At 56.9% G+C, this 21,713-nt stretch carries 22 protein-coding genes; 12 read left to right on the forward strand and 10 right to left on the reverse strand.

Annotation, left to right across the window (positions count from 1 at the left end; all coding sequences use genetic code 11):
* Positions 1 to 35: 35 nt before the first annotated feature.
* Both CCX46_RS14815 and CCX46_RS14820 read right to left on the reverse strand, forming a co-directional pair.
* Positions 36 to 497, reverse strand: coding sequence for a hypothetical protein (locus tag CCX46_RS14815; protein WP_127927541.1), 462 nt, complete (start codon positions 495 to 497; stop codon positions 36 to 38).
* A 170-nt stretch (positions 498 to 667) separates the two neighbouring features.
* On the reverse strand, positions 668 to 1,582 hold the full coding sequence (locus CCX46_RS14820) for a LysR family transcriptional regulator (protein WP_127927543.1): 915 nt from the start codon (positions 1,580 to 1,582) through the stop codon (positions 668 to 670).
* Between the two features lie 174 nt (positions 1,583 to 1,756).
* Here CCX46_RS14820 and CCX46_RS14825 point away from each other — a divergent pair, with 174 nt between their 5' ends.
* The gene (locus tag CCX46_RS14825) at positions 1,757 to 2,767 is read left to right on the forward strand and encodes a zinc-dependent alcohol dehydrogenase family protein (RefSeq protein ID WP_127930399.1); all 1,011 of its coding nucleotides are present in this window, start codon (positions 1,757 to 1,759) and stop codon (positions 2,765 to 2,767) included.
* Positions 2,768 to 2,899: 132 nt separating this feature from the next.
* Here CCX46_RS14825 and CCX46_RS14830 read toward each other — a convergent pair whose 3' ends face one another.
* Both CCX46_RS14830 and namA read right to left on the reverse strand, forming a co-directional pair.
* Positions 2,900 to 3,283, reverse strand: a complete 384-nt coding sequence (locus tag CCX46_RS14830) for a nuclear transport factor 2 family protein (protein WP_127927545.1) — start codon at positions 3,281 to 3,283, stop codon at positions 2,900 to 2,902.
* Between the two features lie 40 nt (positions 3,284 to 3,323).
* Complete coding sequence (gene namA, locus CCX46_RS14835) at positions 3,324 to 4,364, reverse strand: NADPH dehydrogenase NamA (protein WP_127927547.1); 1,041 nt, start codon at positions 4,362 to 4,364, stop codon at positions 3,324 to 3,326.
* Between the two features lie 113 nt (positions 4,365 to 4,477).
* On the opposite strand from namA, the gene CCX46_RS14840 reads away from it, so the two are divergent.
* On the forward strand, positions 4,478 to 4,867 hold the full coding sequence (locus CCX46_RS14840) for a winged helix-turn-helix transcriptional regulator (protein WP_127927549.1): 390 nt from the start codon (positions 4,478 to 4,480) through the stop codon (positions 4,865 to 4,867).
* Positions 4,868 to 4,982: 115 nt separating this feature from the next.
* On the opposite strand, the gene CCX46_RS14845 is transcribed toward CCX46_RS14840, so the two are convergent.
* Positions 4,983 to 5,945, reverse strand: a complete 963-nt coding sequence (locus CCX46_RS14845; RefSeq protein WP_127927574.1) for an AraC family transcriptional regulator ligand-binding domain-containing protein — start codon at positions 5,943 to 5,945, stop codon at positions 4,983 to 4,985.
* Positions 5,946 to 6,012: 67 nt separating this feature from the next.
* Here CCX46_RS14845 and CCX46_RS14850 point away from each other — a divergent pair, with 67 nt between their 5' ends.
* Together CCX46_RS14850 and CCX46_RS14855 are read left to right on the forward strand one after the other, a co-directional pair.
* Entirely contained in the window at positions 6,013 to 6,870 is an 858-nt protein-coding gene (locus CCX46_RS14850; protein WP_127927577.1) for a sterol desaturase family protein, read from the forward strand.
* Positions 6,867 to 7,460 (forward strand): NADPH-dependent FMN reductase, encoded by a 594-nt coding sequence (locus CCX46_RS14855; RefSeq protein WP_127927579.1) that lies wholly within the window; start codon positions 6,867 to 6,869, stop codon positions 7,458 to 7,460. The genes CCX46_RS14850 and CCX46_RS14855 overlap by 4 nt, the downstream gene beginning before the upstream one ends.
* Before the next feature lie 237 nt (positions 7,461 to 7,697).
* Here CCX46_RS14855 and CCX46_RS14860 read toward each other — a convergent pair whose 3' ends face one another.
* From CCX46_RS14860 to CCX46_RS14870, 3 genes are all read right to left on the reverse strand, one after another.
* On the reverse strand, positions 7,698 to 8,084 hold the full coding sequence (locus tag CCX46_RS14860) for a cupin domain-containing protein (protein ID WP_127927582.1): 387 nt from the start codon (positions 8,082 to 8,084) through the stop codon (positions 7,698 to 7,700).
* A 72-nt stretch (positions 8,085 to 8,156) separates the two neighbouring features.
* Positions 8,157 to 8,981: an AraC family transcriptional regulator gene (locus CCX46_RS14865; protein ID WP_127927584.1), complete on the reverse strand. Its 825-nt coding sequence runs from the start codon at positions 8,979 to 8,981 to the stop codon at positions 8,157 to 8,159.
* Positions 8,982 to 9,117: 136 nt separating this feature from the next.
* On the reverse strand, positions 9,118 to 10,023 hold the full coding sequence (locus CCX46_RS14870) for a LysR family transcriptional regulator (protein ID WP_127927586.1): 906 nt from the start codon (positions 10,021 to 10,023) through the stop codon (positions 9,118 to 9,120).
* A 94-nt stretch (positions 10,024 to 10,117) separates the two neighbouring features.
* Here CCX46_RS14870 and CCX46_RS14875 point away from each other — a divergent pair, with 94 nt between their 5' ends.
* From CCX46_RS14875 to CCX46_RS14895, 5 genes are all read left to right on the forward strand, one after another.
* Positions 10,118 to 11,284 (forward strand): MFS transporter, encoded by a 1,167-nt coding sequence (locus CCX46_RS14875; protein ID WP_127927589.1) that lies wholly within the window; start codon positions 10,118 to 10,120, stop codon positions 11,282 to 11,284.
* A gap of 58 nt (positions 11,285 to 11,342) precedes the next feature.
* Entirely contained in the window at positions 11,343 to 11,969 is a 627-nt protein-coding gene (locus CCX46_RS14880) for a TetR/AcrR family transcriptional regulator (RefSeq protein WP_127927591.1), read from the forward strand.
* A gap of 200 nt (positions 11,970 to 12,169) precedes the next feature.
* Positions 12,170 to 13,441, forward strand: coding sequence for an OmpP1/FadL family transporter (locus tag CCX46_RS14885; RefSeq protein WP_127927593.1), 1,272 nt, complete (start codon positions 12,170 to 12,172; stop codon positions 13,439 to 13,441).
* Between the two features lie 125 nt (positions 13,442 to 13,566).
* The gene (locus tag CCX46_RS14890; RefSeq protein WP_127927595.1) at positions 13,567 to 14,676 is read left to right on the forward strand and encodes an efflux RND transporter periplasmic adaptor subunit; all 1,110 of its coding nucleotides are present in this window, start codon (positions 13,567 to 13,569) and stop codon (positions 14,674 to 14,676) included.
* Positions 14,673 to 17,762 (forward strand): efflux RND transporter permease subunit, encoded by a 3,090-nt coding sequence (locus CCX46_RS14895; protein ID WP_127927597.1) that lies wholly within the window; start codon positions 14,673 to 14,675, stop codon positions 17,760 to 17,762. Before CCX46_RS14890 ends, CCX46_RS14895 begins: the two co-directional genes overlap by 4 nt.
* Positions 17,763 to 17,813: 51 nt before the next feature.
* Here CCX46_RS14895 and CCX46_RS14900 read toward each other — a convergent pair whose 3' ends face one another.
* On the reverse strand, positions 17,814 to 18,728 hold the full coding sequence (locus CCX46_RS14900) for a LysR family transcriptional regulator (RefSeq protein ID WP_127927600.1): 915 nt from the start codon (positions 18,726 to 18,728) through the stop codon (positions 17,814 to 17,816).
* A gap of 213 nt (positions 18,729 to 18,941) precedes the next feature.
* On the opposite strand from CCX46_RS14900, the gene CCX46_RS14905 reads away from it, so the two are divergent.
* The 3 genes from CCX46_RS14905 to CCX46_RS31010 all read left to right on the forward strand — a co-directional run bounded on the left by CCX46_RS14905 (position 18,942) and on the right by CCX46_RS31010 (position 21,094).
* A complete protein-coding gene (locus tag CCX46_RS14905) occupies positions 18,942 to 20,273 on the forward strand; it encodes a nucleobase:cation symporter-2 family protein (RefSeq protein WP_077572910.1) in 1,332 nt (443 codons plus the stop codon).
* 30 nt (positions 20,274 to 20,303) lie between these two features.
* Positions 20,304 to 20,813, forward strand: coding sequence for a nucleoside deaminase (locus CCX46_RS14910; RefSeq protein ID WP_127927602.1), 510 nt, complete (start codon positions 20,304 to 20,306; stop codon positions 20,811 to 20,813).
* Between the two features lie 149 nt (positions 20,814 to 20,962).
* On the forward strand, positions 20,963 to 21,094 hold the full coding sequence (locus tag CCX46_RS31010; RefSeq protein ID WP_086936038.1) for a hypothetical protein: 132 nt from the start codon (positions 20,963 to 20,965) through the stop codon (positions 21,092 to 21,094).
* 86 nt (positions 21,095 to 21,180) lie between these two features.
* Here CCX46_RS31010 and CCX46_RS14915 read toward each other — a convergent pair whose 3' ends face one another.
* Complete coding sequence (locus tag CCX46_RS14915; RefSeq protein ID WP_077572908.1) at positions 21,181 to 21,576, reverse strand: hypothetical protein; 396 nt, start codon at positions 21,574 to 21,576, stop codon at positions 21,181 to 21,183.
* Positions 21,577 to 21,713 lie beyond the last annotated feature (137 nt).

Consider the following 21,713-nt stretch of genomic DNA (forward strand, 5'->3'; position numbering starts at 1 on the left):
CTTTTTCGTACAGACCCTGGCCAGCGGAAGGCTGCTCAGTGCACCAATGACGGTTGGGTAGCGACCGAGACAGTGAAGACCACGACAAACAGCACGACGACTCCCCAGAACATCACCATGACTGTCAGCATGAAGACCTTAAGGCCTTGATAAAGCCTGCGCAGCCAATGGCCTTCGGGTTTTGCTTCTGCGCGGGTTCTTAGTACGCCTTTCAAATAAAAGCCGAGGAGCGCCAATAGCGCGCCATCGATTGCCAGTGCAGGCAGACCGGCTACGGGGAAAATGCTTTCCCACCGATAGAAAGAAGACCGGCTCAGAAAGACCACATAACAAGTCAGGCTGCCGTAAGGCACTGCTCTCCACCATTTACCGGCCAGCGCGCCGACCATCAGGCACATGATCACCATGAACGGGCTGAGGAGAATATGGAGCATCCAGTCCAGTACGTTGGGCAAGTAGTCCGGGGAGTGGATGCTGCGCCAGAGGTATTCCAACATTGTTCGGGTTCCTTCCTTCTAGGGAGTCAGTGCTGCTGCGGTGCTTCCGTGCTGCTGGACGGTATCGGCGTGTTTTTGGGTTACATAAGGGGTGTTGTGTGAATAGGGGAAGAAGGGACGTTCAGGGAGGATCGGTTCTGCCCATAACCACCGTTCACACAGCTCAATCGCTATAGTTCCAGCCAGTCAGAATGAAGCTGCGGAAAACGCACTTGCAGCCACTCAATAAAAACTTGAACCTGGGGCGCAAGATGAGTCCGGCTCGGGTATAGCAATGACACGGGACGAGGGGCTGGCCGATAGGGTTTTAGAATTTCCACCAAACCGCGACTTTCCAAATGCTTGGCCACGGCGATCCCGGGCGCCTGAATTATTCCGAAGCCCGACACGCCACACTGAACGTACGCATTCGACTCGGTGACGGTGATGCCGGCGTCAGGCACAAAGGACCGATCCTGAGCTTTTACCGAAAAATGCCAGGGCAATATTCTGTTGCTCTGACCGGACAAGAAGTTGACACCTCGATGGGAGGCCAGATCCTCGAGTGTCTTGGGTTCGCCATGCTCTTTCAAATACCCGGGCGCGGCACACGTCACCATCGTCGCCATCGCAACGGGCCGAGCGATCAAGCTCGAATCCGGTAGATCGCCGATACGCAACGCACAGTCGACGCCTTCGCCGATCAAGTCGACGGCCCGATCAGTCACGCCCAGAATCATGTTGATGCCTGGGTAGCAGACGGTGAATTCTTTAAGGCTATTGATGAATTTCATCTGTGCGAAGGCGCTTGGGATATCGACGCGAAGTCGGCCTGTGAGCGTTATTCCGGATCGATCAAACATTGAGGTCGCAGCAGAAATATCCGCCAGAATTTCCTGTACCCGCTCATAGAACCTCTCGCCCTCGGCGGTGAGGGCGACCTTTCTCGTGGTGCGCTGGAACAAGCGCACGCCCAGTGACTTTTCCAACTCCTGGATATACCGAGTCACCTGAGGTCGCCCGATGTCCAGCGATTCGGCGGCTTTGGTAAAGCTGCCAAGTTCGGCAAGCCTGGCGAACAGTCGCATCGATTGAAGCAATTCCATGACGCTTTCCTATGACACCCGAGTGAATCAAGAGGTTGAACATGATTGTTATCCAAGAATAGAACAATCATGTCTTTTTCCACGCATTTATTGCGCACCTTCAAAAGCGAAAAATGCAGCCAAGGCAGAACCGGTTCTGGTTCGAGGCCATTGATGTGTATTTGGAGATTGGCAATGAAAGCGTGGTTATTGAAAGATTTCGGACTCGACAACCTGCAATTGGGAGAGGTTGCGACCCCGCAACCCAAGGCCGGCGAGTTACTGGTGAAGGTCGGTGCTGTCTCGCTCAACTTTCGCGACAAGGCTATCGTCGACGGCATTTATGAACCGCACAGGGTTCCAAAACCGCTGATTCCCGTAAGTGATGCAGCCGGCACGGTGGTCGCCATTGGTGCCGAGGTCACGCGCTTTAAAGTCGGTGATCGCGTCAACTCCCACCTTTATTCACGCTGGCTGGATGGCGAGCCAGGGCCTAACGAACCCGATTACTGCTTCGGTTCACCGTTACCCGGCGGTCTGGCCGAGTACATGATCATCCATGAAGACAGCGCCGTCGGTGCACCCGACAACATGAGCGACGAAGAGGCGGCAACACTGCCTATTGCTGCGCTCACAGCCTGGTATTCGCTGGTGGACTTTGGAAAAATCCAGCCGGGCCAAACCGTATTGGTTCAAGGCACTGGAGGTGTATCGATATTTGCCGTGCAGATCGCTACTGCACTGGGCGCAAAGGTAATCGCAACATCGAGCAGCGACCAGAATCTGCAAACCGTGAAGGGGCTGGGGGCTGTGGCGGGCATCAATTACAGAACGACGCCGAAGTGGGCGGACGAAGTGCTGAAGCTGACCGAAGGCAAGGGCGTGGATCTGCTACTCGATGTGGCCGGTGGCAGTGGCATCAACCAATCAGTCGCAGCAACCAAGGCATCGGGGCGTATTGCGCAGATCGGCTTTCTGACAGGACAAACCGTTGAACTCAATCTGATGCCACTCATTTTCCGCCAGACAACCATTCGCGGAATCGCCGTGGCGCCGCGTTCGTCATTCGACCGGATGAATACTTTCCTCAACGAGCACGAAATCCGTCCCGTGATCGATCAGGTATATCCGTTCGAAAAAGCACGAGAAGCTTACGAGCATCTCGCGAGGGGAGCATTTGGGAAGGTTGTGATCAAAGTCGCTTGATAACGTGAAGGCGCCAATTCTGGCGCCTTTTTTCTCGCTCATCGCAGCTTGTTCGCCACCAGAATCTGAGCCGGACGAGGCTCAGATTCCGATGTCAACGCATAAGCAGGGGCCGTCGGGCGACCCATTCCATCAAGGCGCTACATGAGTTTGAAAAATCTTGCTAATCACAGTCCACTTGCCATCAACTTTCAGCAGATGAAAAAAGTCGGTGAAAGAGATGCCTGACATGTCGTTGGCGTCGATGCGAGCGCTCGCCGCCGTACCGACGACTTCGACGCGAACGATAGCCGCCGGTGCATCAGGAGAAGGGCGGAAACCCTTGTCGATCCCGTCGAACAGGATTGAAATTGCGCCGCCCGCCAGCTTACCGTCGCCATCGACGCTGAACATGGTCGCTTGTTCACTGAAAGCCGGCTTCATGATGCTGCTTTTGGCCTGCTTGCAGCCCTCAATGTACTGGTTAAGCACCTCGGTGATGGCTTGGTATTCTTCCACGTAAGTCGGTTTGCTCATGTGCTTGCTCCTGCTTCATAGGATTAGTGCAAAAAAGGCATCAGGCTCTGGTGTCAAGCCAGACAGATCCATAACGTGTGTAGGCGGCAGGAATCTCAATGATTTCTTTAAGATCATCTGCAGCGCTGCGAACCCAGAATGGATCTCGGAGCATTTGCCGCCCGACAAACACCAGATCAGCTCGGCCGTTCTGCAAGATTTCTTCAGCCTGACGTCCACTCTGAATCACACCCACAGCGCCTGTTGCTATATGCAACTCCTTACGGAGTAATTCAGCGGCCGGTACTTGGTAACCCGGGTAGGTCTCGACCTTGACCATTTTGATCCCACCGGAGCTGCAGTCGATCAAGTCAACCCCCTGTTCTTTCATCCAGCGACCATATTCGAGAAACGACTCGGGCGTGTTTCCGCCTTCGGCGTAATCAGAACTGGAGATGCGCACGAACAGAGGGCGATCTCCCCAATGAGTTTTGACCTCTTCCAGCACCTCGCGCAGGAAGCGATAGCGACGCTTGGCATCACCGCCATATTCATCGTCACGGTTGTTGGCCAGCGGCGAAAGGAACTCACTCAATAAGTAGCCGTGCGCGGCATGGATTTCCAGCACATCGAACCCAGCGTCGCTGGCACGCCGTGCGGCATCGCCAAAAAGTTTAACCAGACCCGGAATCTCATCAGCCGCAAGTTCGCGAGGAACAGGGCTGGTTTGCGTAAATGGAATCGCCGATGGCGCGATGTGAATCAGACCGGGCAGGTCAGCGTTGCGCCCCGCATGGCCGATCTGAGCGCCGGCTTTTGCACCAAAACCGTGAAGCAATTCTGTTAGCGCCTTCAAGCCGACAACGTGCTCATCGCTCCAGATGCCAAGGTCACCGGCTCCAATACGACCGTCAGCCTGAATGGCCAGCGTTTCGGGAAAAATCAGCGCCGCCTGACCCAGAGCACGAGCGCCGTAATGAACGCGGTGCCAGTCAGTGACGAAACCATCATCCGCCGCCATGTGCATGCACATAGGGGACATGACGACCCGGTTTTTCAGGGTGAGGCCCTTAATTTCATAGGGTGATAACAACAAACTCATCTGTCCGATTCCATAGTGGTGAATATGGAATCCATGCTAACTTTTGCAGCACATTGTCGTAAGTACGCACAATTTTGTGCGGTAGGCACACTTTTTATACCTAGGTGATAACAGTGAAAAAATGTAACCCTCAGGATGAAATCGAGGCTTTCGCGTGTCCCGTCGCGTTCACTGTCGATGTCATTGGTGGAAAGTGGAAATCGCTCATACTTTTTCACCTGATGTCAGGCACGAAGCGCTTCAACGAGCTGCGTCGGCTGATTCCAGATATCACGCAGAGGATGCTCACACTCCAGCTCAGAGAACTGGAGACTGACGGGGTGATTCATCGCGAAATCTATCGCGAGGTGCCACCCAAAGTGGAGTATTCGCTTACATCGTTAGGTAACTCACTCGCGCCATTGGTGAGTGCGATGCGAGAGTGGGGAGCAGTGCATGAACGCACGATCCTGGAACTCAGGCGTTCTGCCGTCTGTGACGACAAACTGGAATCTCTGGTTTGAATCATGGCGATGTTGAGAGGTGAAGGGGGTTGAAACTGCACGAGCGCAATCAACCGCGCGGATGAGGCGAATTTTTGAGATGGCGCTGCGGTTACGAAAAAATCGGGCCGCCACCTTATTTCATGTCACGCCATCGGCTTCGGGCGTGGAGATACGCCGTCAAATCGCTGTAACCTAGTTGCGCTGCAATCTCCGTTGATGACTCTCCTTGCAATTCAAGATGCATTTCCAATTCTGCGCGAATCTGATCGAGCAATTGTCTGAAGGTTGTACCTTGCTCTTCCAGCCGTCTGCGCAAGGTCCTTGGCGTCTGGTGGAGCGACTTCGCCAGATTGTCCAGATTGGGAATTTCACGTCTCGCTAGAGATCGTCGCGCTCCTTCAGCAACCTTGGCTGACCAACCACTGAAATTCCGATGCGCGGCAATCCGTCGATCCAGTTCCTGCGTTAATAATTCCAACATCCCGTGATGACGGGTTTGCATTGGCAGGCTTAAGCTTCGAGGATGAAAATAGAAGCAGTTGATCGAGCAGTCAAACTCGACTCGATCACCAAACCATTGGGTGTACTGCTTGTAATACGACGGACGCGAATGAGTGAACTTTGCCAAAATCGGCTGCACATTGTGTCCTGTACCTCGTCGTAACTGCGCGATGGACATCACCCCGTAGTGTTCGACGACATACCGCGCCAACTCTCCTGGCGCATCGACGTTCAGTTCGACTCCGACGCCGTTTTCGTCATTAACCAACCTTACATTGTCTGTGTCCGAGGCAAGAGGTGCGTACCGGGCCCAAAGGTGCATGGCTGACAAAATATCTGGACTGTACAGGCAAAGATAAGCCAGGACATGCCAGTCCTGGGGTGTGAATAGCGCGAACAATTTTAATCCGATCGCCGGATCGATACGTGCCGCTTCGCGCCACAGTTGATCCAGTTCGATCAGGTTGTAATCCGTACTTTTCCGGGCAACCTGGCTATCAAGGAAGCGCTCCAATACCTGGCCCAACCTGCCGCGATGAAAGCGTTGGGGTGGGCGCTTGGCCGGTTCTAGCTCAATTTTGTCCATTTCTCGCATTGGGAGGACTTGCTCGCAGGTTTCTAATGAAAGGGCATTGCCCGGAAGGGCCTAAATCGAGAGTGCCATGAATACAACAATGCTCGTCAATCAACCCATTGTGATAGTAGCCGGGATTTTCCTCTTCTTCATTTTACTGGAACTCGCTTGTTCGTCGCTTCGTCAGTCGTCAGGTAGTAAACGTGACGTACTCATTGAAGTCATCGGTTCCGGAATATTAGTGATGGTCACATTCCCTTTAGTCATGTGGCTAAGTGGCATGATATTGAATCATGCCATCCCGGAAATGAAGGGCGCGCTGTCCTCTATTCCATGGATCGCAGGATTTGCGTTGTTTCTACTGCTGGATGACATGACCCAATATTGGTGGCATCGCCTGACTCATCGGATTCCCGCTCTTTATGCATTGCATCGCGCACATCATTCCGCACCCTATATGAGTATTCGCATCGTCTATCGCAACAATAGTTTCTACTATCTCTTGATGCCAGGTATCTGGCTATCTGGCGTGTTGATTTATCTGGGGCTCGCACCCGTTTATTATGTTTATTTGGTTATAAAAATGACTGTGATCTTCGCGGCGCACAGCAATGTTGCATGGGACGAAAAACTTTATCGCATTCGTGCTTTACGGCCGATCATTTGGGTTCTGGAGCGAACCATCTCCACTCCATCCACTCATTCTGCGCATCACGGTTTGACTGCAGAGGACGGCGTGACTCACTACAAAGGTAATTTCGGTAACCTGTTGTTCTTATGGGATGTGTTGTTCGGAACAGCCAAAATTACCCGTAGACGTCCGCCAGCATACGGTATCGAACACTTGTCACCGATAACCTGGAAAGAAGAATTGTTCTGGCCAATCGTTCGCTCCCATCGCACGGCACCCAAGGTAAGTGAAGCTAAACAGAAGGTTGCACAATGAGTCGTCATATCGTTCTGCTGTCTGGATCGAATAGATTCAACAGTCAATCAATCAAAGTTGCCCATTATCTGCGCGAGCGGTTAGAAACACTTGAGCTTTGTGACTCAAGCGAACTAATAGATCTGGCGTCGAGCCCGCTACCGCTGTGGCCAGAAGAAGACACTCAGAAAGCCTGGAGTGTCCAGCAATCCATCCTCAAAAAAGCAACAGCATTGATCGTGATTAGCCCTGAGTGGAACGGCATGGCTTGCCCGGCCCTGAAGAACTTCTTTTTGTACGCAGGGCTCAGCGAACTAGGACATAAGCCCGCGCTTCTGGTTGGCGTTTCGGCTGGACTTGGGGGAGCCTATCCAATTACAGAGTTACGTGCTTCGAGCTATAAAAATAGCCGGATCCTGTATTTGCCTGAGCAACTGATTATAAGAAACGTTGAATCAATGCTTAACAGTGAATGCCCTTCAGATGAAAATGATGTTCGCATCCGCGCACGTGCCGATTGGGCTTTGCATGTTCTTTGCCAATACGATGACGCCTTGCGTACGATACGAACTGCAATCAAACATCCACCTGAGTTCTCTACGGGGATGTGAGACTGTCGAGCCTCAACAAGTTTAATAAATAAGGCTGCGTATATATACGTTGGTTTCAACCAGGTCGATGCAGAAGTATTCAGTGTCGAATCAGCAGGGTGTTGCATCGACTGGTTGATCCAAGTCAAAACGGACACGCGGCTCCGGTCGTTCAGTAACGTCTGCTAATGGCCGATAGCTGCGGTCAAGGTCAACTATTTCCAACTCAGCGCAGACATCGCACAGGATGGTGCTGGATTATATCCAGACGTCGTTCAAGGCCGTTCTTTCACCATCTTCATGCCCGGTATTCAAAATACCTCGTGGCTCGATCATCATCAGTTTTGTTTCACCTTTAGCAGCCGTCCGATGTTCAACACCACGGGGTACTACATACAGTTCACCCGGGCTCACATAGACGCAGCCATCCGGCAGGTCGATGCGCAAGGTGCCCTCCAGGACAAGAAATGCTTCGTCGGTCTCAGGATGTGAGTGCCAGATGAATTCGCCTTCGATTCGCACAACCTTGAACTGGTAGTCATTCATCTCTGCAACAACCCTGGGACTCCATTGCTGTTCGATGAGCGACGCTTTACGTGCCAGGTTTACAGGAACTGATGATTGTTGATGACGGAGCTTTGACATGACGGATCCTCTTTGGTCGAAGTCGTCATCCTATAGAGCATGGAGCAGGGCGCTCTTGTACGATCCTGCAAGTCAGCGCGCGGCCCGCAATCGTTCCAGCCAGCGCATGGGCGGAACTCCGTAGCAGCGGCTGAAGTGTCGCGTCATATGACTTTGATCGTGGAAACCCGCGACGAGGGCCGCATCCACCAAGGTGAAACCTTCAAGCACCAATGCGCGGAACCGATCCAGACGGCGCAGGGTGACAAATCGGTAAGGGCTCGTACCGTAAAGTGTTCTGAAGTCGCGTGACAGGCTCCAGCGTTCGCGCCCACTGGCATGTTCCAGCATCTCCAGCGAAATGCATGTGTGCAGATGTTCCAGGATGAATGCTCTGGCGCGCTCGGCTGCGCGGTAATCCAGACGCTTGCGCCCGCGCGGCTTGCCGCCGACCGCACGCAACGCCATCGCCAGGTCATACAGCGCGTCCTGTTCCTCCAGTATTTCCAGTGGATGATCCACCGCTTGCACGAATGCTTCACTGGCCTGGAACAGACGCGGATCGCTCGACAGTCCCCCTGCGATAAAGGGCAAGGGTTCCCCACCCAGAACGTTCTGGATCAATGACGGATCAACGTAGGCCATTCGATAACGAAAGCCTGCGTCAGTGCCGGCCATGCCATCGTGGAGTTCGTCGGGGTGAAGCACGAGCGTGTTGCCGGGAACACCGTGGCGCAGCGAGCCTGCGTAGTGAAAGCTCTGAACGCCCGCCAACGTACGGCCGATCGAGTAGGTGTCGTGTCGATGAGGATCGTAGCCGTGGCTGCCGAACCACGCTTCGATACGCTCGATGCCCCCAGGCTGAACACTGCGGATGACCCAGTCGGCGGTGCCGGCTTGGCCATTTTTCTGATCCATGAATGTGTACCTTCCCGATTCTGCGCGTTGGTGGTGAAGATTTGTCTGTCGGAAATATACAAGTGAGGGTATTTAGATGTCTGTTCCTGACCTAAAGCGGTCTTTAACGACGGCCATCAACTTCACGAGTATCAGCTTATACCTGCGCTGACATCCGGTGATGCTCCAGCAAGAAGTCGACGAACAATCGCACCCGCGCCGGCATTGCCGGGCCACCGACGAATACCGCATGAATCGGTTCCTGATCCCCCGGGTTCCAGTCTTGCAACAGCGCAATCAGGTCGCCGCGCTGCAGATCCTCGCTCACGCTGAACTCTCCGATACGTGCAATGCCGGCGCCCATTCGCGCGAGTTGTGCCAGCGCTTCACCACTGCTGCATTCGATGTTGCCGCTGACCTTCAGGGAAAACGCTTTGCCATCACGGATGAATGGCCAGTTGGGTTCGGCACGCCGGAAGTTGAAGCGCAGGCAGTTGTGCTGCAACAGGTCCTCCGGTTCCTGGGGGATGCCGTGGCGCTGCAGATACTCGGGCGATGCCACTACTACCTGGCCGGTAGTGCCGATCCTGCGTGCGGTCAGCGGGCTGTCGGGCAGATGGCCGAAGCGCACCGCGACGTCGGCCTGTCCGCCAAGAATGTCGACCACTTCGTCGCCGAGGGTGAGGTCGACGACGATGTTCGGGTAACGGGCGCTGAAAGCTGCGACCAAGGGAACGATGGCCAGACGGCCGTGGCCAAGGGCGGCACTGACGCGCAATCGCCCTCTGGGCACGCCTTGGTCGGCAATGGCTTCTTCGACCTCGTCCATGTCGGCGAGGATACGCCGGGCGCCGCGCAGGAACGCTTCGCCCTCGGCGGTGAAGGTGATCGCCCGGGTGCTGCGCAGCAGCAAGCGAGTGCCAAGCCGTTGCTCGGTGCGCGCAATGATCCGGCTGACTGCCGAGGGTGTCAGGCCCAGCGCACGCGCGGCCGCCGAGAGGCTGCCTTCCTGCGCGACGGTGGTGAACACGCTCATTTCACCTGACCTGCCGTTGAAATCCACTTGTGCCTCCTACGCAAAGGTGATTGCCAAAAATGCTATCTACCGCCTGAAAAGACGGGATCGTAGCATTGGCGGCATAGATAAGGAGCTTTCCATGCGTATCAATCCACCACTTGTTGCACTCGCCATCGGTGCCTTCGGCATCGGCGTCACAGAATTCGCCCCCATGGGCATGTTGCCGGGTATCGCTGCGGATCTGGGTGTTTCCATTCCCGCTGCCGGTTTGCTGGTCAGTGCTTATGCGCTGGGGGTATTGCTCGGCGCACCGCTGATGACCCTGACCACCGGCAAGATTCCCCGGCGCTATCTGCTGATCGGGCTTATGGCGATTTTCACCCTCGGTAATCTGATGTCAGCGTTGGCCACCGATTACTACAGCCTCATGGTTGCCAGGGTCGTGACCTCACTGAACCACGGTGCCTTCTTTGGCGTTGGCTCCGTCGTCGCCGCCACCCTGGTCGCCCCGGAGAAACGTGCCGGTGCGGTTGCGGCGATGTTCATGGGCCTGACTCTGGCGACCATCGGCGGTGTGCCGCTGGCCGCCTGGTTTGGCGAAATGTTTGGTTGGCGCACGGCTTTCTGGGGGATTACCGGCCTCGGCGTGGTGACCATGGCCGCGTTGTGGTTCGCCTTGCCCAACGTGCGGGCGCCGCAAAGCGTCGGTGTCATGGCAGAAATTCGAGTGTTGGGGCGCGGCCCGGTGCTGGCCGCGCTGGCCCTGACCGTCGTCGGCTCGAGCGCGATGTTCACCGTCTTCACCTACATCGCACCGATCCTCAGCAGCGAGACCCATGCGTCCACCGCCTTCATCACCGCGATGCTGATGCTTTACGGTGTCGGGTTGACGCTGGGCAACATGTGGTGCGGCAAGGCCGCTGACCGCTCGATCGATCGCACCCTGATCGTCTCGCTGAGCGTGCTGATTCTGGTCTTGTTGGCGTTCACCGTACTGATGCGTTGGCCGCTGCCGGCCGCCGTGGCCATTCTGATCTGGGGTATTGCCAGCTTTGCTTTGGTGCCGCCACTACAGATGCGCGTCATGGAAGCGGCCAAGGACGCGCCCAATCTGGCCTCGGCGGTGAACATCGGCGCGTTCAACTTCGGCAATGCGATTGGCGCGGCGCTGGGCGGCGCGGTGATCAGCAGCGGGCTGGGTTATCCGGCGATCTCCCTGGCCGGCGCGGCAATGGCGGGCCTGGGGCTGCTGATGGTGTTGGGGTTTGCGTGGCGTTCCAGAACGGTTGAAGCCGCGGTGGTGTGACACGTTCAACAATGCTCGGCGAGTTGTCAGTCATTCATAGGGTGAGTAAGCTGCCCCCATGAATCAGCCATCCCTCTCTACCTCCTCGCCGAGCACTCGCGGCCCCGCCGAACACGACATTCGTGACCAGATTGTCGCCGCGGCCAACGAGCACTTCAGCCAATACGGCTACGGTAAAACCACGGTTTCCGACCTGGCCAAGGCCATCGGTTTTTCCAAGGCCTACATCTATAAATTCTTTGATTCCAAGCAGGCGATTGGCGAGGCTATTTGCGCCAACTGTCTGGGACAAATCGCTGCAGCAGTCGAGCACGCGGTTAACGCGGAAGCGCTTTCAGCCACCGAGCGTTTGCGCAGGTTGGTGAAAACCGTGATCGCCACGGGTGTGGACCTGTTCTTCAACGATCGCAAGCTCTACGACATCGCGGCGTTTTCCGCCTCGGAGCGCTGGAACAGTGCGCAAGTGTATGAAGCGCAGATCAAGGCCTTTATCCTCGACATCGTGCGTCAAGGTCGAGAAGCGGGGGAGTTCGAACGCAAGACGCCGCTGGACGAGACCGTCGAGTCGATCAATCTGGCGCTGCGACCTTTCGTCAATCCGCTGCTGTTGCAACACAATCTGGATTTGATCGAGCAAGCGCCCACGCTGACCACCAATCTCATCCTGCGCAGCCTGATGCCTTGACCCATCGCTGAGCAAGCTTTTCAGGCGATTAGAGTCAAGGCAACATCCCCCTCATTACGTTTCCTGCCCACCGGCACATCAGTGCCGGGAGGGCATTGAATTTAGTCTTATGTGACCATTGACTGAATCGGTCACATGGATAATATGGTTTCGCTGTAGTGCTCGATGTTCTATTCCAGTGATCTCCATAGAGTCCAATAATGAAAAAAACAATGCTCAAGAGCCCCGTGGGCCTGGCCTTCGTGCTTGCGTCTTCCAATGTGTTTGCCGGTGGCTTTGCACTCAACGAACAAAGCATCAGCGGGATGGGATCCGGTTTTGCCGGTCGATCTTCATCAGCCGAAGACGCCAGTACGGTCTACGGCAACCCGGCGGGCATGGCGCGGCTTAAACGGGAGCAGGTGAGCGTGGGCGCGGCGACGCTGTTCGCCAAGTCTGATATCAGCCGCACGCGCAGTACGTTCGGCGGTAATGAAGACGGCGACATGGTGCCAACGACCACCGTGCCCATGGGGTATTACGTCAAACCGATTGATGACCACTGGGCATTCGGCGTCGGATTTTATGTGCCGTTCGGGCTGATCACCGACTACGGCAGTGGTTTTGCCGGACGCTATTACGCCAACAAGAGTGAAGTCACCACGCTGACTTTCCAGCCGACCATCAGCTACGCCTTTAACGAAAAAGTCTCGATCGGCTTCGGTCCGACCATTAACCGTATCAGCGGCGAGATATCCGGCATGGTGCCCAATCCACTCAGCCCGGGGCGTAATGACGGCAAGCTGAAAAGCACGGGTGATGATACCGCGCTGGGCTTCAACGCCGGTGTGCTGGTGCAGGCGACAGACCAGACCCGCCTGGGGCTGACCTATCACTCCAAAGTCAGTTACCACCTGGATGCGAAAACCAAGGTCACCGATGGCATCTTCAGCGTGCTGGGCGTGAGCGGTCGCAGCTATGACGCGTCGCTGGACGTGGACACGCCGGAGTCGGTGGACGTTTCGGTTACGCATCAATTCAATAACGACTGGACGCTTTATGTCGGCAGTACCTGGACGCGCTGGAGCCGCTTCAAGGAGCTGACGATCGAGAACAGTGGCTTGCCGCCGTTGCTGAGTGGCCAGTTGGGGACGATTAGCGAAGAGCAGAACTGGCACGACACCTGGGCTCACGCGATCGGTGCGGCCTATCAATTGAATAACCAATGGGTACTTCGTGCCGGTTTCTCGGTTGATCAGTCACCGGCCAACAACACCAATCGGGGGCCGCGCATTCCGACGGGCGACCGCAAGGTGCTCAGCTTCGGGGCGGGCTGGACGCCGGTGGAAAATGTCACGATCGACCTGGCTTATTCCTACCTTTGGGAGGAGAGCGTCGAGGTTAACGACACCTCGGCATCGAGAGGTGCCTACAGTGCCAGATACAAGAACAGTGCGAGCGGGCTTGGGACTTCTGTGAGCTACCGTTTTTAGTCGGGCCTGTCGGTCGATTCGTGGTTCGATCTCGCAGGTGGTAAGGATGTAGGGTGTGACTATTGACGATATTGGTCACAAGACTGAGAATATGATGATCATCCTATTCCACAGTAAGTGAACCTATGCGCCGGCTCCGACTTTTCCCCATTGCCGCATGCTTGTTGCCTCTAGCCCTGACCGCCTGTGGCGAATCTTCCAGTGTTGCAGATCCCCGTACACAGGCGCCGCTGGTCAGATCCGCTGCGGTACAAGCGTCACCTGACATCGCTCGTTCTTTCACCGGTGTCGTGGCGGCGCGCGTTCAGGGCGACCTAGGGTTTCGCGTATCGGGCAAAGTGCTCGAACGTCTGGTTGATACGGGGGAGGTCGTCAAGCGCGGGCAGCCGCTGATGCGTCTCGACCCGATCGACCTCGGACTGCAAGCGCGGGCGCAGCAGGCGGCGGTCATCGCTGCTCGCGCCAGCGCCAAACAGACCGCCGACGATGAGGCTCGCTATCGCAAACTGGTCGGCGTTGGCGCCATTTCGGCATCAGCCTACGATCAGTTCAGAGCCGCCGCGGAGACTGCAAAAGCGCAGCTCAACGCCGCGCAAGCGCAAGCCGATGTAGCGCGCAATACCTCGGGTTATGCGCTGCTGGTCGCTGATGCGGACGGCGTAGTGGTGGAAACGCTCGCCGAGCCAGGACAAGTGGTCAGCCCGGGACAACCGGTGGTGCGCCTGGCCCGTGCAGGTCAGCGCGAAGCCATCGTGCATCTACCCGAAACGTTGCGCCCGGCTGTCGGCTCCACCGCGCAAGCCAGCCTCTACGGCATGAATTCAGCGGCTGTCACGGCAAAACTGCGGCTGCTTTCGGACTCGGCAGACCGCACAACGCGCACGTTCGAAGCGCGCTATGTGCTCGAAGGACCGTTGGCCAACGCGCCGATCGGTGCGACCGTCACCCTCAGCATTGCCGAGGGCGCCTCCCAGACACAGGCCTTACAAGTTCCCATCGCTGCTGTTTACGACGCGGGTAAAGGTCCAGGTGTGTGGTTGATCGCCGGAACACCGGCAACAGTGACCTGGCGAGCGGTTCAGGTGCTGGGGTTGAGTGATGATTCGGCCCGCATCGCCGGCGACCTCGCTGCCGGTGAGCAGGTTGTAGCGTTGGGCGCCCATCTGCTGCGCGATGGCGAAGAAGTACGGTTGCCGCAGATGAGCGAAGCCAGCGTTGCCGGGAGCCGTCCATGAGTCAGGGGCGCTTCAACCTTTCGGCCATCGCCGTGCGCGAGCGGGCAATCACGGTTTTCCTGATTTTTCTGATCGCTGTTGCAGGGACGTTGTCGTTCTTTAAGTTGGGACGTGCGGAAGATCCACCGTTTACGGTCAAGCAGCTGACCGTGATTACCGCGTGGCCGGGCGCGACGGCGCAAGAGATGCAGGATCAGGTCGCCGAACCCCTTGAAAAGCGCCTGCAAGAACTCAAGTGGTACGACCGCTCGGAAACCTACACACGCCCTGGACTGGCGTTCACGATGGTGTCGTTGCTCGATAGCACGCCGCCCTCGCAAGTGCAGGAAGAGTTCTATCAAGCACGCAAGAAACTCGACGATGAAGCCATCAGGCTGCCGGCCGGTGTGATCGGGCCGATGGTCAACGATGAGTTTTCCGACGTGACCTTCGCGCTGTTCGCCTTGAAAGCCAAAGGCGAGCCGCAGCGCTTGCTGGTGCGTGATGCCGAAGCCATGCGCCAGCGTCTGCTGCACGTGCCGGGGGTGAAGAAGGTCAACATCATCGGTGAGCAAGCCGAGCGCATCTACGTTTCATTTTCCCATGACCGCTTGGCGACCCTCGGCTTGTCGCCGCAGGACATCTTCGCCGCGCTGAACAGTCAGAACGTGCTGACGCCCGCCGGGTCCATCGAAACCAATGGGCCACAGGTGTTTCTGCGTCTGGACGGTGCTTTCGACAAGGTGCAGAAAATTCGCGAGACACCGGTCTCCGTGCAGGGCCGCACGCTCAAGCTCTCTGATGTGGCGACGGTTGAACGCGGTTACGAAGATCCGGCGACCTTTGTTGTGCGCAATGACGGCGAAGACGCGCTGCTGCTGGGTGTGGTGATGCGCGAGGGCTGGAACGGTCTCGATCTGGGCAAGGCGCTGGATGCGGAGACCGCGCGGATCAATGCGGAAATGCCATTGGGCATGACCCTCGCCAAAGTCACCGACCAGGCAGTCAATATCGACTCGGCGGTCGGCGAGTTCATGGTCAAATTTTTTGTCGCGCTGCTGGTGGTCATGCTCGTGTGCTTTCTGAGTATGGGCTGGCGAGTAGGCGTGGTGGTCGCCGCCGCAGTGCCGTTGACCCTGGCGATCGTGTTCGTGGTGATGGCCGCCACCGGCAAGAACTTCGATCGGATTACCCTCGGGTCATTGATCCTCGCGCTCGGGCTGTTGGTCGATGACGCGATCATCGCCATTGAAATGATGGTGGTGAAAATGGAGGAGGGCTACGATCGCATCAAAGCGTCCGCGTATGCCTGGAGCCATACGGCGGCACCGATGCTGTCCGGTACGCTGGTGACGGCGATCGGCTTTTTGCCCAACGGTTTTGCCCAGTCCACTGCCGGCGAGTACACCAGCAATATGTTCTGGATTGTCGGCATCGCACTGATCGCTTCCTGGGTCGTTGCGGTGGCGTTCACCCCGTATCTGGGCGTGAAGTTGTTGCCGGACATCAAGAAGGTTGAAGGTGGCCACGCGGCGATCTACAACACGCCGAATTACAACCGTTTCCGCCGGCTGCTGACCGCGGTGATCGCTCGCAAATGGCTGGTGGCGGGCACGGTGGTCACGCTGTTTTTCGTCGCGGTTCCTGGCATGGGGCTGGTGAAGAAACAGTTCTTTCCGACCTCCGACCGCCCCGAGGTGATGATCGAGGTGCAAATGCCCTACGGCACCTCGATCGAGCAGACCAGCGCCGCGTCCGCCAAGGTTGAAGCCTGGTTGCACAAGCAGGATGAGGCAAAAATCGTCACGGCCTATATCGGCCAGGGTGCGCCACGTTTCTTCTTGGCGATGGCGCCAGAATTACCCGATCCTTCTTTTGCCAAAATCGTCGTGCTGACGGACAGTCAGGAAGCACGCGAAACCCTCAAGTTGCGCTTGCGTGAAGCGGTTGCTGAAGGCCTCGCGCCGGAGGCTCGTGTGCGGGCCACGCAAATTGTCTTTGGTCCTTATTCGCCGTTTCCGGTTGCCTACCGGGTGATGGGGCCTGATCCGGCGAAGTTGCGCGACATCGCCGAGCAGGTCCGCGGCGTGCTGCAAGACAGCCCGATGATGAGAACGGTGAACACTGATTGGGGACCGCTGACCCCGACATTGCATTTCAATCTCGATCAGGACCGCCTGCAAGCCGTGGGGCTGACCTCGAACGCGGTCGCCCAGCAACTGCAGTTCCTGCTGAGCGGAGTGCCGATCACCGCGGTGCGCGAGGATATTCGTTCTGTGCAGGTTGTTGGGCGTGCCGCTGGCAATATCAGGCTCAACCCGGCGCAAATCAAAGGCTTCACTCTGGTCGGCGCGGCGGGACAACGCATCCCGTTGTCGCAGATCGGCGAGGTCGATGTGCGCATGGAAGATCCGATTCTGCGGCGCCGCGACCGCACACCGACGATCACTGTGCGTGGCGACATTGCCGAAGGTTTGCAGCCTCCGGATGTGTCGGGTGAGATCCTCAAGCAATTGCAGCCGATCATTGAAAAACTGCCTTCGGGTTACCGAATCGAGCAGGCGGGCGCCATCGAGGAATCCGGCAAAGCGGGCAAGGCGATCCTGCCCTTGCTGCCGATCATGATCGCCATGACGTTGCTGATCATCATGGTGCAGGTGCGTTCGATCGCGGCGATGATCATGGTCTTCCTCACCTCGCCATTAGGCTTGATTGGTGTGGTGCCGACGCTGCTGATCTTCAATCAGCCATTTGGCATCAATGCGCTGGTCGGGTTGATTGCGCTGTCGGGGATCCTGATGCGCAATACGCTGATTCTGATCGGGCAGATCCATCACAACACGCTGGAAGGACTGGACCCGTTCCATGCCGTGGTCGAAGCCACTGTGCAACGTGCGCGGCCGGTACTGCTGACGGCGCTGGCGGCCATTTTGGCGTTTATTCCACTGACACACTCGGTGTTCTGGGGCACGCTGGCCTACACCCTGATTGGCGGCACGTTCGTCGGCACCATCATGACGCTGGTGTTCCTGCCGGCGATGTATTCCATCTGGTTCAAGATCCGCCCTGAGCACGAGGTTCAGACCGAAACAGTCAAACTGGCGTAGTGACAACGCCTGCAATCGAGGCCCGCTTTGGCGGGCCTCTTTGTTCCCACGTCAAAGGGTGGTGATCTGCCCGTTGCGATCCAGCTCATACACCTTGTTGCCCTGCAATTTCTCCTTCAGCCACCGCTCCGCTTTGCCCAGCGGTCGCTGCCGCGCCCACAGCAAATCCACACCAATCTGCCAGTCGGTATGCGGATACGCCGAGAGCTGTAGCTCCACCAGCTCACCCTTGGCCAGTTCACGCTGAACAAGCTGGCGGGGCAGGGTGGCCCAACCGAGCCCGGCGCGGACCATTTCCAGTAACGCCAGATAGCTTTCCGCTTGCCACAACTGGGTCGAGCGCAGGTATTCGCTGCTCGGCAGTTTGCTCGCGTGGGCGCTGAAGGCCAGGCGCCGATGGACGTGCAGGTCGTCGAACGTGACGTTATCGAGTTGCGCCAATGGATGGTCGGGGTGGCAGACGTGCAGCATGATCAGCTTGCCCAGTTGCTGAAACGCCAGCTCCTTGGGATAGCCGGGCTGTGAGAACGCCACACCGAGTACCGCTTCGCCGCTGCTGACCAGTTCGCTAACGTCGCCGTAAACCGGATGGCGGATGATCAGGTCGACAAAGGGGAACGCGGCTTCGAAGGCTTTGAGCACCGGCATGATCGGCCCGTACGGCGTTTCAATGGCGAGCGTCAGGCTGGTTTCGACGCTGTCCGAAAGGCAGTCAGCGTGGGCTTCGAAGGTCATGCAGCGTTCGAGCACGGCTTCGGCCTGCACCAGCAATTTGTGGCCGCTGGCGGTGAGGGCAGGGCTGCGGTTGCTGCGGTCGAACAGGTCGACGCCAAGGTCGGTTTCGAGGTTGGCAATCGCCGCGCTGATGGTCGATTGAGTCTTGCCCAGTTTGCGCCCGGCGGCGGAAAACGATCCGCTTTTGACCACTTGGACGAACATCAACAGTTGATCGAGTGAGAAGCGCAAGCGGTGAACTCCCGGTCGAAAATGAAGGTTTGGAGCGGCTAACGAATGCCTGATTGTGCCATCGAAAAAAGCGATGGTTGCTAATTTGTTTCATCGCAATAAACGTTCAAATATGGCCCCGCGTCAAACGATCTCCGGGGCGGATCTGACTTTCAAACGCCCCTGAGCATGCCCGCGATCTCAACAGATGCCGCACCTTCAGGAGCGTGTGAAATGACCACACAACGCATTCATCCGGTGGACGAGGTTTTGCCACTGCGACAGTTGTTCACGTTTGGCTTGCAGCATGTGCTGGTGATGTACGCGGGAGCGGTGGCGGTGCCGCTGATTCTTGGCAGTGCGATGGGGCTGACCTCGGCGCAGGTGGTGTTGCTGATCAACGCCAACTTGTTGACCTCTGGCGTGGCGACGCTGATTCAAACCCTCGGTTTCTGGAAGTTCGGCGCGCGGCTGCCGCTGATTCAGGGCTGCTCGTTTATTGCCCTGGCGCCGATGATCATGATCGGCAAGGAATTCGGCCTCAGTCAGATTTTCGGCGCGGTGATCGCGGCAGGCTTTATCACTATTGCACTGGCGCCGGTGTTCAGCCGCTTGCTGCGGTTTTTTCCGCCGGTGGTGATTGGCAGTCTGATCACCATCATCGGCATCTCGCTGATGCCAGCAGCGGCGATCTGGCTGGGCGGTGGCAATCCCGACTCGGCGGATTTTGGTAATCCCGCGAACTTGTTGCTGGGCCTGGCCACGGTCAGCGTAACGCTGGTAATTTACGCCAAGTTCAAGGGCTTCATCGGCAACCTCAGCGTGCTGATTGGCTTGTTCGTCGGCAGTCTGATCGCAGCGGCTTGCGGCATGACTCACTTCAATCGGGTCAGCGAAGCGGCGTGGTTTGAGCTGAGCGCGCCGATGGCATTCGGCGCGCCGGAATTCGCGCCGGTGCCGATTCTGATCATGACCCTGGCGATGCTGGTGATCATGGCCGAGACCACCGGCAACTGCCTGGCGATCGGCAAACTCACCGGAAAACCGACCACGCAACAAACCCTCGGCAACGCGTTTCGCGCCGACGGCTTGTCGACCATGCTCGGCGGCTTGTTCAACAGCTTTCCCTACAACGCCTTCACCCAGAACACCGGTTTGATTGCGCTCTCAAACGTGAAAAGCCGCTTCGTCGTGGCCGCCGCCGGGTCAATCATGGTGCTGATGGGTTTGTTCCCGAAACTCGGTGCTTTGATCGCCGCGGTACCGACTCCGGTGCTCGGCGGCTGTGCGATCGTCATGTTCGGCATGACCACGGTGGCGGGCATTCAAGAACTGTCGCGGGTGCAATTCGAGGGCACTCGCAACGGCATCATCGTCGCCGTATCGGTAAGTGTCGGAGTGCTGCCAATGTCCTTTCCGGCGCTGTTCGAACACGTTGGGCCAACGCTGAAACTGGTACTCGACAGCGGGATTTTCCTCGGCGCGATCACCGCCATTGTCCTCAACATCCTGCTCAACAACGATAAAAAATCGACCGAAACCATCGGCGCTGAACTGGCCGACTGACTTTTGTTTTCCACTGCCCAGGAGTTACCCATGAATCAATTCACTCAGCTCATTCCGGCCGGCGTCAGCGAGCTTGATCTGGCCTTGCTGCGCCAGACCATCGCCTTGTCCGAGGCATCGAAACAACGCGGTCGCCATCCGTTCGCGGCATTGGTGGCGGATCGCAACGGCAAGGTGATTGTCGAAGCGGGGAACAACTCGATGCCGCCGCAAGGCGATCCGACTCAGCATGCCGAGTTGGTGGCGGCCGCCGCAGCGGCAAAACTGCTGTCGCCGCAAGAGCTGGAACTGTGCACGCTGTACACCAGCGCCGAACCTTGCTGCATGTGCGCCGGCGCGGTGTATTGGACCGGGATCGGGCGGGTGGTTTATGCCTTGTCGGAGCATGCGTTACTGGGATTGACCGGTGACCATCCGGAGAACCCGACGTTCTCGCTGCCATGCCGCGAGGTGTTCGCCAAGGGGCAGCGCAAGGTCAGTGTGTTGGGGCCGATGCTGGAGGGGGAGGCGGCTGAGCCGCACAAGGGTTTTTGGTCGTAACCAGCTTTGCAACGAAGCTCGAATGGGGGTGAGGTTGCGCTATCCAGAGACTTAAGAGCACTTGCTCGCCGAGAGGGAGAAGGTGCGAAGTTTTGGAACTGCCAGCCCTCGGCCGATGCCGAATGAGTAACCAGAACGAGGGCAAAGCAATGACTGAAGAAACAGCACAATTTCCAGAGGAAGAAGTACCGGATCAATCGACGCCGGCGCATTCCACAGAGGAAGAGCAAAAGCGCCTTAAAGATTTTAACAAGGAAGGCATCCCGCCCGGCAGTTGCTGATCGGTAGGCTCGGGACACATCGGCGCGTCGCTTTGCGACGCGCCATGAGGCGTTGGCCCGTGCCTGTGCGGCCATCGGCGGGGATTTCAAGCGTGTGTGTCAACGCTGAGTGTCATTTGGATCAATGTTGCCTGCAGCGCGTGGAGGTTGCCAGCGCATACAGAAATCTGATTTTGAATCTCGATTGTTCTTTGAGCCTTCTCTTCTTCTGGCATATTCATTCTTTCGGTTTTAGCCAGCTCTGCTCTGCGAGTTGCAAGTTGTTGCTGTATCTCGGCAATTTGTTTTTTTATGAGCTCGACTGCACTAATAGGCTGTTTGACCGTATTAACACCTTCTTCGCTGGACTCAATTCTAATCTTGTCGTCGCTTGTGGTTTTCTTCGTAAGTGCTAGATGATTTTGCGAATCTGATTTTATGTGTTGGTTGTTCTCTGGTTTTTTCTTATAGATGGTTACGCTCATTGCACTGATTTTTGGCATGGCTAATTCTCTTGGCTTTCTCGCCTATAGGGCGGTGGGGCTATTGATCTCACACGGTTGCGCGTGAGTGCTCACTACGCCTTTTATGGTAATGAGTCTTCTGCGTGTGGATATAGGAATTGTCTTGTTTTTATGCG

Origin of the sequence: Pseudomonas sp. RU47 (assembly GCF_004011755.1) — a bacterium.
Classification (GTDB): domain Bacteria; phylum Pseudomonadota; class Gammaproteobacteria; order Pseudomonadales; family Pseudomonadaceae; genus Aquipseudomonas.

Coding starts and splice junctions, on each gene's coding strand:
- CCX46_RS14910 (WP_127927602.1), top strand. CDS start 20,304: ATGAATCAATTCACTCAGCTCATTCCGGCCGGCGTCAGCGAGCTTGAT.
- CCX46_RS14820 (WP_127927543.1), bottom strand. CDS start 1,582: ATGGAATTGCTTCAATCGATGCGACTGTTCGCCAGGCTTGCCGAACTT.
- CCX46_RS14815 (WP_127927541.1), bottom strand. CDS start 497: ATGTTGGAATACCTCTGGCGCAGCATCCACTCCCCGGACTACTTGCCC.
- CCX46_RS14855 (WP_127927579.1), top strand. CDS start 6,867: ATGAGTCGTCATATCGTTCTGCTGTCTGGATCGAATAGATTCAACAGT.
- CCX46_RS14825 (WP_127930399.1), top strand. CDS start 1,757: ATGAAAGCGTGGTTATTGAAAGATTTCGGACTCGACAACCTGCAATTG.
- CCX46_RS14915 (WP_077572908.1), bottom strand. CDS start 21,576: ATGCCAAAAATCAGTGCAATGAGCGTAACCATCTATAAGAAAAAACCA.
- CCX46_RS14905 (WP_077572910.1), top strand. CDS start 18,942: ATGACCACACAACGCATTCATCCGGTGGACGAGGTTTTGCCACTGCGA.
- CCX46_RS14850 (WP_127927577.1), top strand. CDS start 6,013: ATGAATACAACAATGCTCGTCAATCAACCCATTGTGATAGTAGCCGGG.
- CCX46_RS14860 (WP_127927582.1), bottom strand. CDS start 8,084: ATGTCAAAGCTCCGTCATCAACAATCATCAGTTCCTGTAAACCTGGCA.
- CCX46_RS14895 (WP_127927597.1), top strand. CDS start 14,673: ATGAGTCAGGGGCGCTTCAACCTTTCGGCCATCGCCGTGCGCGAGCGG.
- namA (WP_127927547.1), bottom strand. CDS start 4,364: ATGAGTTTGTTGTTATCACCCTATGAAATTAAGGGCCTCACCCTGAAA.
- CCX46_RS14890 (WP_127927595.1), top strand. CDS start 13,567: ATGCGCCGGCTCCGACTTTTCCCCATTGCCGCATGCTTGTTGCCTCTA.
- CCX46_RS14875 (WP_127927589.1), top strand. CDS start 10,118: ATGCGTATCAATCCACCACTTGTTGCACTCGCCATCGGTGCCTTCGGC.
- CCX46_RS14830 (WP_127927545.1), bottom strand. CDS start 3,283: ATGAGCAAACCGACTTACGTGGAAGAATACCAAGCCATCACCGAGGTG.
- CCX46_RS14865 (WP_127927584.1), bottom strand. CDS start 8,981: ATGGATCAGAAAAATGGCCAAGCCGGCACCGCCGACTGGGTCATCCGC.
- CCX46_RS14885 (WP_127927593.1), top strand. CDS start 12,170: ATGAAAAAAACAATGCTCAAGAGCCCCGTGGGCCTGGCCTTCGTGCTT.
- CCX46_RS14845 (WP_127927574.1), bottom strand. CDS start 5,945: ATGCGAGAAATGGACAAAATTGAGCTAGAACCGGCCAAGCGCCCACCC.
- CCX46_RS14880 (WP_127927591.1), top strand. CDS start 11,343: ATGAATCAGCCATCCCTCTCTACCTCCTCGCCGAGCACTCGCGGCCCC.
- CCX46_RS31010 (WP_086936038.1), top strand. CDS start 20,963: ATGACTGAAGAAACAGCACAATTTCCAGAGGAAGAAGTACCGGATCAA.